Here is a 13,742-nt window from a genome sequence, read left to right as displayed (position 1 = left end):
GCGTGGGGCCGGCGGGGCCGGGTCTCGCAGGCGCCTGATGCGACCCGGTGAGGGTCGCCGTCACGCTCCAGGGGCTGCCGCGGCTACCGGCGCCGTGGGCGCCGGGGCCGGCCGCCTTGCGTGACGCTCCGCGTCACGCGTCGTGGTCGGTGGTGAGGAAGGTCGCGAGCTCCTCGAGCACGGCCTGCTCGTTGTCGCCCTCGACGCTGACGGTGAGCTCGTCGCCGTGCTCGATGCCGAGCGAGATGATCCCGAGGATCGACGCGGCGTTGACCGGGGTCGCGTCGCCCTTGGCGACGAGGACCTTCTGACCCGACTTCGCCGCGGCCTGGCTGAAGAGCGAGGCGGGGCGGGCGTGGAGGCCCTTCGACGATGCAACCTGCACGGTGCGCTCGACCATGAACGTTTCTCCTTGATCCTGCAGTCGCGACTGCATCAGTGGTGCCCGGAGTCGGGCTCGCCCGGACGGACCGGGCGGGTGGAGGAGTCCCCGTCCGCGCCTGCGACGACCGCGCGAGCGGCGAAGAGGACGGGCAGGGTCTCGAGCACGGCATCGGCACCGTGCGCTCCGAAGACATCGGGCGGGAGGAGGGCGGCCGCGGCTCCCACGAGCTCCGCACGGTGGCGGAGTCCGTCGAACTGCGACTCGAGGTGCGGCCCCACGAGGAGGACGTCGGCCTCGGGGAGGGAGTGGTCGAGACCGGTGAGGGTCTCGGAGCGGAACACGGCATCCATGCCGCGCTCCTTCGCGCCCGCTCGCAGCCGGTGGGCCAGGAACGTGCTCGACGCGCCTGCACCGCAGACGATCAGGATCTTCCGCACCTCGTTCGCCTCCTCGCGTCCGGGTCGTGATTCATCCAAGCATCCCCTCGGAGGGGCGGCACCCTCCAGCAGACAATCTTCCGCGGGGGCGGAAGACGGCCCCTTCCACCCGCGGCGCGGGGGCTCCCGGGCGCGTCGCCGGGGTGATTGACTGACGGGACGTACGACTCGCCGCCCGCGTCCTGCGGGCCCGCGGCAGGGTCGTGGCGCTCCCGGCGCCCGCCCCGACCGCACGCCTGGAGCCTGATGCCTGACAACCGCGAACGACTGCTGGAGTACCTCTCCCGCGCCGACGGCTGGGTGACGGCGCACGAGCTCGCCGACAGGCTCGGAGTCACCACCCGCAGCGTCCGGAGCTACGTCACCGCGGTGAAGGCGCAGGCCGCCCCGCTGGAGCCGGTCGAGTCCTCCGCGAACGGCTACCGGCTCGCGCGCGAGGCGTACGCGGCCTACCTGGAGGCGCAGCGCAGCCGCGACGTCGAGCCCGACACCCCGCGCGACCGGCTGTACAGCATCGTCCGCCGCCTGGTCGACTCCGACGAGGGCCTGGACGTCTTCGCCCTCGCCGACGCGCTGTCGGTGAGCGAGTCGACCGTCGACGCCGATCTGCGCCGGGTGAAGGCCCTCGCCGACGAGGCCGGCCTCGGGCTGGTCCGGCGCGGCCCGTCGGTGCGCCTCGAGGGCAGCGAGGAGGCCCGCCGCCGCCTGATCTCGCGGATGTTCCGCGACGAGAGCGCGCAGGGCGTCTTCACGCTCGACGACGTCCAGCGCGAGTTCGCCTCCCCCGGCCTCGGCGCCTTCAAGACCGAGCTGCTGGCCGAGCTCGAGACCCGCGGCTACTACATCAACGACTACGGCGTGAACAGCGTCCTCCTCCACATCGCGATCGCCGTCGACCGCGTCGCCCGGGGCATCGGGGACCCCTCCGGCTCCCGCCCCTCCCCCGCGGTCCACGGCGAGCTCGCGGCCCTGCTGGCGGAGCTGGTGGAACGGCACTTCGCGACGCACCTGACCGACGCCGAGCTCGCCCAGCTCGCGATCCTGATGACGACGCGGGTGGCGACGCCCGGGCAGAACGAGCCGGTCGCCGCCGTGGTCGAGAACTACCTCGACCCGGAGGATCTCGCCGTCGTCCGCGAGCTCGTCGCCGACGTCAACCGCGAGTACCTGGTCGACCTCGACGACGAGGGCTTCATCGTCCGCCTCGCCCTGCACGTGCGGAACCTGATCGCCCGGGCCGCCGAGGGCGGCTACTCTCGCAACCCGCTCACCCGCTCGATCAAGACCAGCTACCCGATGACCTACGAGATCGCCGTGTTCCTGGCGAGCGGGCTGCAGCGCCGGCGGGGCGTCGTGGTCAACGAGGACGAGATCGCCTACATCGCCCTCCACGTCGGCTCGTTCCTCGAGCGGGTGTCCCGGCGGGAGGAGCGTCTGTCCTGCGTGATCGTCTGCCCCAACTACTACGACCTCGCTCACATGCTGCGCCTGCGCGTCGAGCGCTCGCTCGGCACCGAGGTGGAGGTGCGCTCGCTGATCACGCGGAGCGACGTCGACTGGGACCGGCTCACCGCCGACCTCGTGATCACCACGATCGACGAGCGCCCCGCGTCCGACGACGTCGTGGTCGTGCAGCCGTTCCTCACCGACCACGACGTCGAGACGGTACGCCGGGCCATCGCCCGCGTCCGCCGGCACCGCCGCCGCGCGCAGATCAAGGACGAGCTGCTGCAGTTCTTCGACGAGGAGCTGTTCTTCCGCAACGTGCACACGCGCGATGAGGCGGCGATGATCCGGATGCTGGGCGAGCGGATGATCGCCGGCGGCATCATCGACGAGGACTACGTCGACGGCGCCATCGAGCGCGAGCGGATGAGCTCCACGGCGTTCACCGACAACCTCGCGGTCCCGCACGCGATGGCGATGAGCGCCCGCCGCACCTCCATCGCGATCGTCGTGAACGACACCGCGATGGAGTGGGGCGAGCAGCGGGTGAACGTGATCGCTATGATCGCGTTCGCCTCGGCCGGCCGCAGCACCTTCCAGTCGGTGTTCGACCAGTTCGTCGAGGTGTTCGCCGACCGGGCGGAGGTGCAGCGACTCATCCGGCGCTCCACGGACTTCGGCGGCTTCATCGAGGAGCTGGTGCGGGTGATCGACAGCTAGCCGACTCCCGCACTCCGGGTGGAGCCGGAGGGCGCTGTCGTCCTCCCGCTCCCGCGCTTCGTGGGCGCCCGACGGACCCCCGCCGGGCGCGAGAGGCCACGAGGAGCCTCCTCCGCATCGGATCGGAGGAGCTCCGCGTTGGGGCCTCTAGGCGAAGGGCGTCGGCACGATCCCGTAGGGGGCGAGGCCGGCCGCGCCGCCGTCGGCGAGCGTGGTGACCCAGATGCCGTCATGGTGCACGGCGACGGAGTGCTCCCAGTGGGCGGCCATGCTGCTGTCCTCGGTCGCGACCGTCCACTCGTCCTCGCGGACGAAGGTCTCGGCGCTGCCCGCGGTGACCATCGGCTCGATCGCGACGACGAGTCCCGGCTTCACCTCGGGGCCGCGCTGGCGCACCCGGTAGTTGAAGACCGGCGGAGCCTCGTGCATGGTGCGCCCGATGCCGTGGCCGATGTAGTCGGTGAGGATGCCGTAGACGCGGCCCGAGCGCTCGGCCTCGTCCTCGATGTACTCCTCGATCGCCGCGCCGACCTCGTTGAGATGGCGGGCGGAGGCGAGGGCGGCGATCCCCCGCCACAGGGATCCCTCGGTCACCCGCGAGAGCTCGGCGCGTGCCGCGACCTCCTCCGGGCGGGAGGGATCGGGCAGGACCACCGTCATCGCGGAGTCGCCGTTCCAGCCGTCGATCTCGGCGCCGCTGTCGATGGAGACCAGGTCGCCCGGCTCGAGCACGCGCCCGCCGGGGATGCCGTGGACCACCTCGTCGTTGACCGAGGCGCAGATCGTGTGCCGGTAGCCCGGGACGAGCTGGAAGTTCGAGTGGCCGCCGAGCGCGACGATCGCCGCCTCGGCGATCGCGTCGAGCTCGAGCGTGGTGACGCCCGGGCGGACCGCCGCGCGGACCGCGTCGAGCGAGGCGGCCGTGGCGAGGCCCGGAGCGAGCATCGACCGCAGCTGCGCGGGCGTCTTGTAGAGCGAGGAGCGGAACGCCACGGCTCAGGCGGCCGGGGTGTCGAGGCGGCCCACGCGGTGGCCCTCGAGGGCGACGACGATCCGCTCGGTCACCTCGTCGACCGGCCCGAGGCCGTCGACCACGACCACGAGCCCGCGGGCCGCGTAGACGTCGATGAGCGGAGCGGTCTGCTCCTCGTAGAGCGCGAGTCGGCGCCGGATGACGTCCTCGGTGTCGTCGCTGCGCCCCTGCTCGAGCGAGCGCTTGAGCAGGCGGCCGACGACCTCGTCGGGATCGGCCGTCAGCTGGACGACCGCGTCGAGCCGGTTGTCGTCCGCGGCGAGGATGCGGTCGAGCTCGTCGACCTGCTCCGTGGTGCGCGGGTAGCCGTCGAGCAGGAACCCGGTCGACGCGTCCGCCTCCTGGAGGCGGTCGTGCACGATCGCGTTGGTCAGCTCGTCCGGCACGTAGCGCCCGTTGTCGAGGTAGGCCTTCGCCTGGAGACCGAGCTCGGTCTCGTTGGCGACGTTCGCGCGGAAGATGTCCCCGGTCGAGATGGCGGGCACCCGGAGGATGTCGCTCAGCCGAGCGGCCTGGGTCCCCTTGCCTGCGCCGGGAGGGCCGATCAGCAGGAGACGGAAGCCGATCGGGTGCGACGTCATCGGAGGAGTCCTTCGTAGTGGCGCTGCTGCAGCTGGGAGTCGATCTGCTTCACCGTCTCCAGGCCGACTCCGACGATGATCAGGATTGACGTGCCGCCGAAGGGGAAGTTCTGGTTCGCACCGACCAGCGCGAGGGCCACGAGGGGCACGAGCGCGATGAGGCCGAGGTAGACCGATCCGGGCAGCGTCACCCGGGTGAGCACGTAGTTGAGGTACTCGGCGGTCGGGCGGCCGGCGCGGATGCCGGGGATGAAGCCGCCGTAGCGCTTCATGTTGTCGGCGACCTCGTCCGGGTTGAAGGTGATCGCGACGTAGAAGTAGGTGAAGCCCACGATCAGGAGGAAGTACAGCGCCATGTAGAGCGGGTGATCGCCCTTGGTGAGGTAGTTCGTGATCCAGGTGACCCAGACCGGGGCCTCCTGGCCCGCGGCGGGCTGGTTGAACTGCGCGATGAGCGCGGGCAGGTACAGCAGCGACGAGGCGAAGATGACGGGCACGACGCCGGCCATGTTGACCTTGATCGGGATGTAGGTGTTGTTGCCGCCGTAGGTGCGGCGGCCGACCATCCGCTTGGCGTACTGCACGGGGATCCGCCGCTGCGACTGCTCCACGAAGACCACGGCGACCACGAGCACGAGGCCCACGCCGAGGACGAGGAGGAAGGTCTCGAAGCCGCGCGACTGCGCGATCGACCACAGGGAGGTGGGGAACTGGGCGGCGATCGAGGTGAAGATCAGCAGCGACATGCCGTTGCCGATGCCGCGCTCGGTGATGAGCTCGCCCATCCACATGATGATCCCGGTGCCCGCGGTCATGGTGATGACCATGAGGAGGATGGAGTACCACTCGTCGGTGATGATGAGCGCCGAGCACTCCGGGACGCCGGAGTTGCCGAAGAGGGCGCCCGAGCGGGCGACGGTGATCAGCGTCGTCGACTGGAGGACGCCGAGCGCGATGGTGAGGTACCGCGTGTACTGGGTGAGCTTGCCCTGACCGGACTGCCCCTCCTTGTACAGCGTCTCGAAGTGAGGGATGACCACGCGCAGCAGCTGCACGATGATCGACGCCGTGATGTACGGCATGATCCCGAGCGCGAAGATCGACAGCTGGAGCAGTGCTCCACCGCTGAAGAGGTTCACGAGCTCGTAGAGACCCGAGGTGCCCTGGTTGCCGGCGAGACAGGCCTGCACGGCGCTGAAGTCGACGAACGGAGCAGGGATGAAGGATCCCAGCCGGAAGATCGCCACGATCGCGAGGGTGAAGCCGATCTTGCGGCGGAGGTCGGGGGTGCGGAAGATCCGCGCAACGGCGCCAAACACTACCTAAGGTCTCCTGCTCAATTCTGTGGTGCGGGATACAGGTCGAGCTTGCCACGCACTCCCGGAGGGAGTCGGCGTGGCAAGCTCGACCGACAAGCTGCTGGTGCTACTTGATGGATCCGCCCGCAGCGACGATCTTCTGCTCGGCAGAGCTGGAGACCTTGTCGACCGCGACGTTCAGCTTAACCGCAATGTCGCCGTCCCCGAGGACTTTGACCTTCTCGTTCTTGCGGACAGCACCCTTGGCGACCAGGTCGCCGATGGTGACGTCGCCGCCCTGGGGGTAGAGCTCCGCGAGAGCGGACAGGTTCACGACCTGGTACTCGACCCGGAACGGGTTCTTGAAGCCGCGGAGCTTCGGGGTGCGCATGTGCAGCGGCATCTGCCCACCCTCGAAGCCGACGCGCACCTGGTAGCGGGCCTTGGTGCCCTTGGTGCCGCGACCGGCGGTCTTTCCCTTGGAGCCCTCACCGCGACCCACGCGGGTCTTGGCCTTCTTGGCTCCGGCAGCGGGGCGGAGGTGGTGGACCTTGAGCACGTGCTCCTTGGTCGCCGGCGCCGCCGCGCCCTTCGTGGTGGTCGCCTGCGCGGGAGTCGTGGACTCCGCGGCGGCGGCCTTCTTCGTCTCAGCCATTAGTCAATCTCCTCGACCTTCACCAGGTGGGCGACGGTCTTCACGTATCCGCGGTTCTGGGCGTTGTCCTCGCGGACGACGCTCTGACCGATCTTCCTGAGGCCGAGCGAGCGCAGCGTGTCGCGCTGGTACTGCTTCTCGCTGACCTTCGACTTGATCTGGGTCACCTTGAGCTGGGCCATCAGGCACCTGCCTTCGCGTTGGACGCGGCGGCGAGGGCGTCGGCCTCGGCACGGACGAGACGTGCCGGCGCGACCTGGTCGAAGTCGAGACCACGACGAGCGGCGACGGCGCGCGGCTCCTCGAGCTGCTTCAGAGCCTCGACGGTCGCGTGGACGATGTTGATGGTGTTCGACGAGCCGAGCGACTTGCTCAGGACGTCGTGGATGCCGGCGCACTCGAGGACGGCGCGGACGGGACCGCCGGCGATGACACCGGTACCCGCGGCGGCGGGGCGCAGGAGCACCACACCGGCGGCGGCCTCACCCTGGACGGGGTGCGGGATGGTCGAGGCGACGCGGGGGACGCGGAAGAAGTTCTTCTTCGCCTCCTCGACGCCCTTGGAGATGGCGGTCGGGACCTCGCGGGCCTTGCCGTAGCCGACGCCCACCAGTCCGTTGCCGTCTCCGACGACCACGAGCGCGGTGAAGCTGAAGCGACGGCCGCCCTTGACGACCTTCGACACGCGGTTGATGGTCACGACGCGCTCGAGGAACTGGCTCTTCTCGGCGTCACGGCCACCGCGGTCGCGGCCACCCTGGTTGCGGTCGCGGCCGCCGCGGCGGGGCTCACGAGCCTCCTGCTGCGGCTGCGTGGACGCAGCGGTCTCGACGGGGGCCTCCGACACAGCGGCGACCTCGGGTTCCTTGTTCTCTGCGGCGCTCACAGGTTGAGCCCTGCCTCTCGTGCTCCATCGGCGATCGCGGCGACGCGACCGGCGTACTTGTTGCCTCCGCGGTCGAAGACGACCGCCTCGACACCGGCGTTCTTGGCGCGCTCGGCGACGAGCTCGCCGACCTTGCGGGCCTTGGCGGTCTTGTCGCCGTCGAACACGCGCAGGTCGGCCTCGAGGGTCGACGCCGACGCGAGGGTGCGGCCCTGAGCGTCGTCGACGACCTGCACGAAGACGTGGCGGGCCGAGCGGTTGACGACGAGGCGGGGGCGCTCGGCGGATCCGATGACCTTCTTGCGCAGACGGTCGTGACGACGACCGCGCGCAGCGGACTTGCTCTTTCCTCTGGTTCCGAGTCCCATGATCACTTACCGCTCTTTCCGGCCTTGCGGCGAACGACCTCGCCGGCGTAGCGCACGCCCTTGCCCTTGTAGGGCTCGGGCTTGCGGATCTTACGAATGTTGGCGGCCACCTCACCGACGGCCTGCTTCGAGATGCCGTGCACGGTGAGCTTGTTGTTGCCCTCGACCGTGAACGAGATGCCCGCGGGCGGGGTGACGACGACCGGGTGCGAGAAGCCGAGCGCGAACTCGATGTCCGAGCCCTTCGCCAGCACGCGGTAACCGGTTCCGACGACCTCGAGGCCCTTGGAGTAGCCCTGCGTGACACCGATGATGTCGTTCGCGATGAGCGTGCGGGTGAGGCCGTGGAGCGAGCGCGACTCGCGCTCGTCATCGGGACGCGAGACCAGCACCTGGCCGTTCTCGACGGACACCTGGATGGGGCTGGCGACCGAGACGGTCAGCTCGCCCTTGGGGCCCTTGACGGTCACAGCGGATCCGGCGACGGAGACGTCGACGCCCGCCGGGATCTCGATGGGGAGTCTTCCAATACGCGACATGAGGGGTTACCACACGTAGGCGAGGACTTCCCCACCCACGCCCTTCTTCTCGGCCTGGCGGTCGGTCAGGAGACCGCTCGAGGTGGACAGGATGGCGACGCCGAGTCCGCCGAGCACGGTGGGGATCTCGGCCGACTTCGCGTACACGCGGAGTCCGGGCTTCGAGACCCGCTTGATGCCGGCGATCGAGCGCTCGCGGTTCGGGCCGTACTTGAGGGAGATGGAGAGCGTCGTGCCGACGCGCGCCTCCTCGACCTTCCAGTCGGCGATGTAGCCCTCGGTCTTGAGGATCTCGGCGATGTTCGCCTTGAGCTTCGAGCCCGGGAGGGTGATGGAGTCGTGGTGCGCGGAGTTCGCATTACGGATTCTGGTCAGCAGATCTGCGACCGGATCAGTCATGGTCATGGCTGATGGTGCCTTTCTCGCCTGGTTTCGGCACCCTTTACAAGAGTGACGACCTGTGGTGTGGGACGGCGCCGACGACGTCGACGCCCATGCGGCCGCGCGAACGCAGGCCAACGAGCCATGCTACATGGCCGAGGTCCTGCGGTCGAGGGCCGATCGTGCACGGGATCCGGGATCCCGCGTGGCGCCCGCCGCCGGCTCCGGACGGACCGGTCCGGCGGCGGACGCACGACGAGGCCGGAGGGCGGTTCTCACCGTCCCCCGGCCTCGAGGCTTGCTGCTTACGCGTTGTCCGACGACTTGAACGGGAAGCCGAGCTGCTTGAGCAGCGCGCGACCCTCGTCGTCGGTCTTGGCGGTGGTCACGACGGTCACGTCGAAGCCGCGGACGCGGTCGATGCGGTCCTGGTCGATCTCGTGGAAGATCGACTGCTCCGTGATGCCGAAGGTGTAGTTGCCGTTGCCGTCGAACTGGCGGTCCGACAGACCGCGGAAGTCGCGGATGCGGGGCAGCGCCACCGAGAGCAGGCGGTCCAGGAACTCCCAGGCGCGGTCGCCCCGGAGGGTGACGTGAGCGCCGATGGCCTGACCCTCGCGCAGCTTGAACTGCGCGATGGACTTGCGGGCCTTGGTGACCTGCGGCTTCTGACCGGTGATGGCGGTGAGGTCCTTGACCGCGCCGTCGATGATCTTGCCGTCGCGGGCGGCCTCACCGACACCGGTGTTGACGACGACCTTGACCAGGCCGGGGACCTGGTGGACGTTGCCGAAGCCGAACTGCTCCTTGAGAGCGGGGATGATGTCGGCCTGGTACTTGGCCTTGAGCCGCGGCTGAACCTTCGCAGCCACTGCGGTGGTGTCAGTCATTACAGTTCCTCACCCGACGCCTTCGCGTAGCGCACGCGAACGGTCTTGGTCACGCCGTCCTTGGTGACGGCCACGTTGCGGTGGCCGACCCGGGTCGGCTTCTTGGTCTTCGGGTCGACGAGCGCGACGTTGGAGATGTGAATCGAGGCCTCGACGGTCTCGATGCCGCCCTCCTTCGAGCCGCGCTGCGTCTGGCCGACGCGGACGTGCTTCTTGACGAAGTTCACGCCCTCGACGACGACGCGGTTGCGCTCGACCAGCACCTCGAGGACCTTGCCCTGCTTGCCGCGGTCTCCACCGCGGGCCTGGGTAGCGCCCGAGATGACCTGGACGAGGTCACCCTTCTTGATCTTGGCCATGACTAGATAACCTCCGGTGCCAGCGAGACGATCTTCATGAACTTCTTGTCGCGGAGCTCGCGACCGACCGGTCCGAAGATGCGGGTGCCACGGGGGTCCCCGTCGTTCTTGAGGATGACGGCGGCGTTCTCGTCGAACTTGATGTACGAGCCGTCGGCGCGACGGGTCTGCTTGATGGTGCGGACGATGACGGCCTTGACCACGTCGCCCTTCTTCACGTTGCCACCGGGGATCGCGTCCTTGACGGTGGCGACGATGATGTCACCGAGGCCCGCGTAGCGGCGGCCGGAGCCTCCGAGGACGCGGATGGTGAGGAGCATCTTGGCGCCGGTGTTGTCGGCGACCTTGACTCGGGATTCTTGCTGAAGCATGTGTCTCTCCTGCTAACTCAAGTAGGCCGCGGCCTACTTGGCCTTCTCGAGGATCTCGACCAGGCGCCAGCGCTTGGTGGCGCTGAGGGGACGGGTCTCGCTGATGACGACGGAGTCGCCGATGCCGGCGGAGTTCAGCTCGTCGTGGACCTTGACCTTGGACGTACGGCGGATGACCTTGCCGTACAGCGGGTGCTTCACCCGGTCCTCGACCTCGACGACGATGGTCTTGTCCATCTTGTCGCTGGTGACGTAGCCGCGACGGGTCTTGCGGTATCCGCGAGCGCCCGCCTCCTTCACGTCGTGGGCGGCCGACTCGTGGCCGGCGCTGTCATTGACGGTTGCCATTACTTGGCCTCCTCGTTCGACTCGGTCGCCTCGACCTCGGCCTTGGCGGCCTTCTTGGTCTTGGGCTTCTTCTCCGCCTTGGCCGGGGCCTCGACGGGTGCGGGGGTGGCGCGGATGCCCAGCTCGCGCTCACGGATGACCGTGTAGATGCGGGCGATGTCGCGCTTGACGGCACGCAGGCGGCCGTTGGTGTCCAGCTGACCGGTGGCCGACTGGAAGCGGAGGTTGAACAGCTCCTCCTTGGCCTTCTTCAGCTCGGTGACGAGACGCTCGTCCTCGTAGGTGTCGAGCTCGGCGGGGGCGAGCTCCTTGGATCCGATCGCCATTACGCGTCTCCCTCCTCGCGCTTGATGATGCGTGCCTTGAGGGGCAGCTTGTGGATGGCACGGGTCATGGCCTCACGAGCGAGCTGCTCGTCGACGCCGGCGACCTCGAAGAGGACGCGACCCGGCTTGACGTTCGCGACCCACCACTCCGGCGAACCCTTACCGGAACCCATGCGGGTCTCGGCGGGCTTCTTGGTGAGCGGACGGTCGGGGTAGATGTTGATCCACACCTTTCCGCCGCGCTTGATGTGACGCGTCATTGCGATACGAGCGGACTCGATCTGACGGTTGGTCACGTAGGCGGGGGTGAGGGCCTGGATGCCGAACTCACCGAACGACACCTTGGTGCCACCGGTGGCCTGGCCGGACCGGCCCGGGTGGTGCTGCTTGCGGTGCTTGACTCGACGCGGAATCAACATGGTTATGCCTCAACTCCTGCTGCGACGGGCGCCTCGCTCTGCTGGCGGGGTGCACGGCGCGGACGGTCGCTGCGCTCGGGGCGCGACGACTTGCTGTTCGCCTGCTCGCGGGCGAGCTCCTTGTTGGTGATGTCGCCCTTGTAGATCCAGACCTTCACGCCGATGCGGCCGAAGGTGGTCTTCGCCTCGTAGAAGCCGTAGTCGATGTTCGCGCGGAGGGTGTGCAGCGGCACGCGTCCCTCGCGGTAGAACTCCGAGCGGCTCATCTCGGCGCCGCCGAGGCGGCCGGAGACCTGGATGCGGACGCCCTTGGCGCCGGCGCGCTGAGCACCCTGCAGGCCCTTGCGCATCGCGCGGCGGAAGGCCACGCGGGCGGAGAGCTGCTCGGCGATGCCCTGGGCGACCAGCTGAGCCTCGGCCTCGGGGTTCTTGACCTCGAGGATGTTGAGCTGGATCTGCTTGCCCGTGAGCTTCTCGAGGTCGGCGCGGATGCGCTCGGCCTCGGCGCCGCGGCGGCCGATCACGATGCCCGGGCGGGCAGTGTGGATGTCGACGCGGACGCGGTCACGGGTGCGCTCGATCTCGATGCGGGCGACGCCCGCACGGTCGAGCTGCGTGGCGAGGAGTCGGCGGATCTTGACGTCCTCGGCGAGGTAGTCGCTGTACCGCTGGCCCTTCTTGGTGCTGTCGGAGAACCAGCGCGACACGTGGTCGGTGGTGATTCCCAGACGGAAACCGTAGGGGTTTACTTTCTGACCCATTACTTGGTCCCCTCCTCAGGAGTGGCCAGCACGACGGTGATGTGGCTGGTGCGCTTGTTGATGCGGAAGGCACGACCCTGAGCACGGGGCTGGAATCGCTTGAGGGTGGTTCCCTCATCGACGAAGGCGCGGGACACGATCAGGTCCTGGTCGTCGAGGTACTCGTTCGAGGCATCGGCCTTGACGCGAGCGTTGGCCATCGCCGAGGCGACGAGCTTGTAGACGGGCTCGGACGCACCCTGCGGCGCGAACTTCAGGATGGCCAGTGCCTCCTGAGCCTGCTTCCCGCGGATCAGGTTCACGACACGGCGAGCCTTCTGGGGGGTGACGCGGATGTGTCGCACGCGTGCGATCGACTCCACCATTTCTCTCCTCCTTCTCGTCGCCGCGTCAGCGGCGACGGCCCTTCTTGTCGTCCTTCTCGTGACCGCGGAAGGTCCGAGTGGGGGCGAACTCGCCGAGCTTGTGGCCGACCATGGTCTCGGTCACGAACACGGGGATGTGCTTGCGACCGTCGTGGACCGCGATGGTGTGACCCAGCATCGCCGGGATGATCATCGAACGGCGCGACCAGGTCTTGATGACGTTCTTGTTACCGGCTTCGTTGGCCGTGAACACCTTGCGGAGCAGGTGGTCGTCAACGAAGGGGCCCTTCTTGAGACTGCGAGGCATCTTCTACAACTCCTACTTGCGCTTCTTACCGGCGGTGCGGCGGCGAACGATGAGCTTGTCGCTCTCCTTGTTGGGGCGACGGGTGCGTCCCTCGGACTGACCCCACGGGCTGACCGGGTGGCGTCCACCGGAGGTCTTGCCCTCTCCACCACCGTGCGGGTGGTCGACCGGGTTCATCGCGACACCGCGGACGGTCGGGCGGACGCCCTTCCAGCGCATGCGGCCGGCCTTGCCCCAGTTGATGTTCGACTGCTCGGCGTTGCCGACCTCGCCGATCGTGGCGCGGCAGCGCGCATCGACGTTGCGGATCTCGCCCGACGGCAGGCGGAGCTGCGCGTAGGGGCCGTCCTTGGCGACGAGGCGGACCGAGGTGCCGGCCGAGCGGGCGAGCTTGGCGCCGCCTCCCGGCTTGATCTCGATGGCGTGGATGACCGTACCGGTCGGGATGTTGCGCAGCGGCAGGTTGTTGCCGGGCTTGATGTCGGCGCCGGCGCCCGACTCCACGACGTCGCCCTGCGAGAGCTTGTTCGGGGCCAGGATGTAGCGCTTGGTGCCGTCCACGAAGTGGAGCAGCGCGATGCGCGCCGTGCGGTTGGGGTCGTACTCGATGTGAGCGACCTTGGCGTTGACGCCGTCCTTGTCGTTGCGACGGAAGTCGATCAGACGGTACTGGCGCTTGTGGCCACCACCGATGTGACGCGTCGTGATGCGGCCGGAGTTGTTGCGGCCACCGGTCTTGGACAGCGGGCGCAGGAGCGACTTCTCGGGCGTCGAGCGGGTGATCTCGGCGAAGTCGGCAACGCTGGAGCCGCGGCGACCGGGGGTCGTGGGCTTGTACTTACGAATAGCCATTGTCTGTTTCCTCTA

General features: G+C 68.7%; 22 protein-coding genes. 1 reads left to right on the top strand and 21 read right to left on the bottom strand.

The window, feature by feature from the left end; all coding sequences use genetic code 11:
• Positions 1 to 133: 133 nt before the first annotated feature.
• Together C5C71_RS10045 and C5C71_RS10040 are read right to left on the bottom strand one after the other, a co-directional pair.
• Positions 134 to 400, bottom strand: coding sequence for an HPr family phosphocarrier protein (locus tag C5C71_RS10045; RefSeq protein ID WP_104224553.1), 267 nt, complete (start codon positions 398 to 400; stop codon positions 134 to 136).
• A gap of 35 nt (positions 401 to 435) precedes the next feature.
• The gene (locus C5C71_RS10040; protein WP_181065531.1) at positions 436 to 861 is read right to left on the bottom strand and encodes a PTS sugar transporter subunit IIB; all 426 of its coding nucleotides are present in this window, start codon (positions 859 to 861) and stop codon (positions 436 to 438) included.
• Between the two features lie 207 nt (positions 862 to 1,068).
• Between C5C71_RS10040 and C5C71_RS10035 the strand changes: the two genes are divergently transcribed.
• Positions 1,069 to 2,988: a BglG family transcription antiterminator gene (locus C5C71_RS10035; protein ID WP_104337616.1), complete on the top strand. Its 1,920-nt coding sequence runs from the start codon at positions 1,069 to 1,071 to the stop codon at positions 2,986 to 2,988.
• A gap of 147 nt (positions 2,989 to 3,135) precedes the next feature.
• Here C5C71_RS10035 and map read toward each other — a convergent pair whose 3' ends face one another.
• From map to rplB, 19 genes are all read right to left on the bottom strand, one after another.
• On the bottom strand, positions 3,136 to 3,981 hold the full coding sequence (map, locus tag C5C71_RS10030; protein WP_104226753.1) for a type I methionyl aminopeptidase: 846 nt from the start codon (positions 3,979 to 3,981) through the stop codon (positions 3,136 to 3,138).
• A 3-nt stretch (positions 3,982 to 3,984) separates the two neighbouring features.
• Positions 3,985 to 4,602 (bottom strand): adenylate kinase, encoded by a 618-nt coding sequence (locus C5C71_RS10025; protein WP_181028829.1) that lies wholly within the window; start codon positions 4,600 to 4,602, stop codon positions 3,985 to 3,987.
• The gene (secY, locus tag C5C71_RS10020) at positions 4,599 to 5,921 is read right to left on the bottom strand and encodes a preprotein translocase subunit SecY (RefSeq protein WP_104224557.1); all 1,323 of its coding nucleotides are present in this window, start codon (positions 5,919 to 5,921) and stop codon (positions 4,599 to 4,601) included. Before secY ends, C5C71_RS10025 begins: the two co-directional genes overlap by 4 nt.
• Before the next feature lie 106 nt (positions 5,922 to 6,027).
• A complete protein-coding gene (gene rplO / locus C5C71_RS10015; protein WP_104226755.1) occupies positions 6,028 to 6,555 on the bottom strand; it encodes a 50S ribosomal protein L15 in 528 nt (175 codons plus the stop codon).
• A complete protein-coding gene (gene rpmD, locus C5C71_RS10010; RefSeq protein ID WP_181024623.1) occupies positions 6,555 to 6,737 on the bottom strand; it encodes a 50S ribosomal protein L30 in 183 nt (60 codons plus the stop codon). Before rpmD ends, rplO begins: the two co-directional genes overlap by 1 nt.
• On the bottom strand, positions 6,737 to 7,441 hold the full coding sequence (gene rpsE, locus C5C71_RS10005; protein ID WP_104224559.1) for a 30S ribosomal protein S5: 705 nt from the start codon (positions 7,439 to 7,441) through the stop codon (positions 6,737 to 6,739). The genes rpmD and rpsE overlap by 1 nt, the downstream gene beginning before the upstream one ends.
• A complete protein-coding gene (rplR, locus tag C5C71_RS10000; protein WP_104337618.1) occupies positions 7,438 to 7,809 on the bottom strand; it encodes a 50S ribosomal protein L18 in 372 nt (123 codons plus the stop codon). Before rplR ends, rpsE begins: the two co-directional genes overlap by 4 nt.
• Positions 7,810 to 7,811: 2 nt before the next feature.
• Entirely contained in the window at positions 7,812 to 8,348 is a 537-nt protein-coding gene (rplF, locus tag C5C71_RS09995; RefSeq protein WP_104224560.1) for a 50S ribosomal protein L6, read from the bottom strand.
• A 6-nt stretch (positions 8,349 to 8,354) separates the two neighbouring features.
• Complete coding sequence (gene rpsH / locus C5C71_RS09990; RefSeq protein WP_068209423.1) at positions 8,355 to 8,753, bottom strand: 30S ribosomal protein S8; 399 nt, start codon at positions 8,751 to 8,753, stop codon at positions 8,355 to 8,357.
• 281 nt (positions 8,754 to 9,034) lie between these two features.
• Complete coding sequence (gene rplE, locus C5C71_RS09985) at positions 9,035 to 9,619, bottom strand: 50S ribosomal protein L5 (protein ID WP_068209425.1); 585 nt, start codon at positions 9,617 to 9,619, stop codon at positions 9,035 to 9,037.
• Entirely contained in the window at positions 9,619 to 9,978 is a 360-nt protein-coding gene (rplX, locus tag C5C71_RS09980; protein WP_104224561.1) for a 50S ribosomal protein L24, read from the bottom strand. The genes rplE and rplX overlap by 1 nt, the downstream gene beginning before the upstream one ends.
• A 2-nt stretch (positions 9,979 to 9,980) precedes the next feature.
• Positions 9,981 to 10,349: a 50S ribosomal protein L14 gene (gene rplN / locus C5C71_RS09975; RefSeq protein WP_104224562.1), complete on the bottom strand. Its 369-nt coding sequence runs from the start codon at positions 10,347 to 10,349 to the stop codon at positions 9,981 to 9,983.
• A 33-nt stretch (positions 10,350 to 10,382) separates the two neighbouring features.
• Positions 10,383 to 10,697 (bottom strand): 30S ribosomal protein S17, encoded by a 315-nt coding sequence (gene rpsQ / locus C5C71_RS09970; RefSeq protein ID WP_104224563.1) that lies wholly within the window; start codon positions 10,695 to 10,697, stop codon positions 10,383 to 10,385.
• Entirely contained in the window at positions 10,697 to 11,023 is a 327-nt protein-coding gene (rpmC, locus tag C5C71_RS09965; RefSeq protein ID WP_104224564.1) for a 50S ribosomal protein L29, read from the bottom strand. Before rpmC ends, rpsQ begins: the two co-directional genes overlap by 1 nt.
• On the bottom strand, positions 11,023 to 11,442 hold the full coding sequence (gene rplP, locus C5C71_RS09960; RefSeq protein ID WP_068209436.1) for a 50S ribosomal protein L16: 420 nt from the start codon (positions 11,440 to 11,442) through the stop codon (positions 11,023 to 11,025). Before rplP ends, rpmC begins: the two co-directional genes overlap by 1 nt.
• Positions 11,443 to 11,444: 2 nt before the next feature.
• The gene (rpsC, locus tag C5C71_RS09955; protein ID WP_068209439.1) at positions 11,445 to 12,203 is read right to left on the bottom strand and encodes a 30S ribosomal protein S3; all 759 of its coding nucleotides are present in this window, start codon (positions 12,201 to 12,203) and stop codon (positions 11,445 to 11,447) included.
• Complete coding sequence (gene rplV, locus C5C71_RS09950; protein WP_077221988.1) at positions 12,203 to 12,568, bottom strand: 50S ribosomal protein L22; 366 nt, start codon at positions 12,566 to 12,568, stop codon at positions 12,203 to 12,205. The genes rpsC and rplV overlap by 1 nt, the downstream gene beginning before the upstream one ends.
• Before the next feature lie 25 nt (positions 12,569 to 12,593).
• Entirely contained in the window at positions 12,594 to 12,875 is a 282-nt protein-coding gene (gene rpsS / locus C5C71_RS09945) for a 30S ribosomal protein S19 (RefSeq protein ID WP_055787078.1), read from the bottom strand.
• A gap of 12 nt (positions 12,876 to 12,887) precedes the next feature.
• The gene (rplB, locus tag C5C71_RS09940) at positions 12,888 to 13,727 is read right to left on the bottom strand and encodes a 50S ribosomal protein L2 (protein WP_068251462.1); all 840 of its coding nucleotides are present in this window, start codon (positions 13,725 to 13,727) and stop codon (positions 12,888 to 12,890) included.
• Between the last annotated feature and the right edge of the window lie 15 nt (positions 13,728 to 13,742).

Source organism: Rathayibacter sp. AY1C1, from assembly GCF_002932105.1.
GTDB lineage: Bacteria > Actinomycetota > Actinomycetes > Actinomycetales > Microbacteriaceae > Rathayibacter.
Note: the sequence above shows the minus strand (reverse complement) of the source record. Positions and strands in the feature narration are given on the sequence as shown.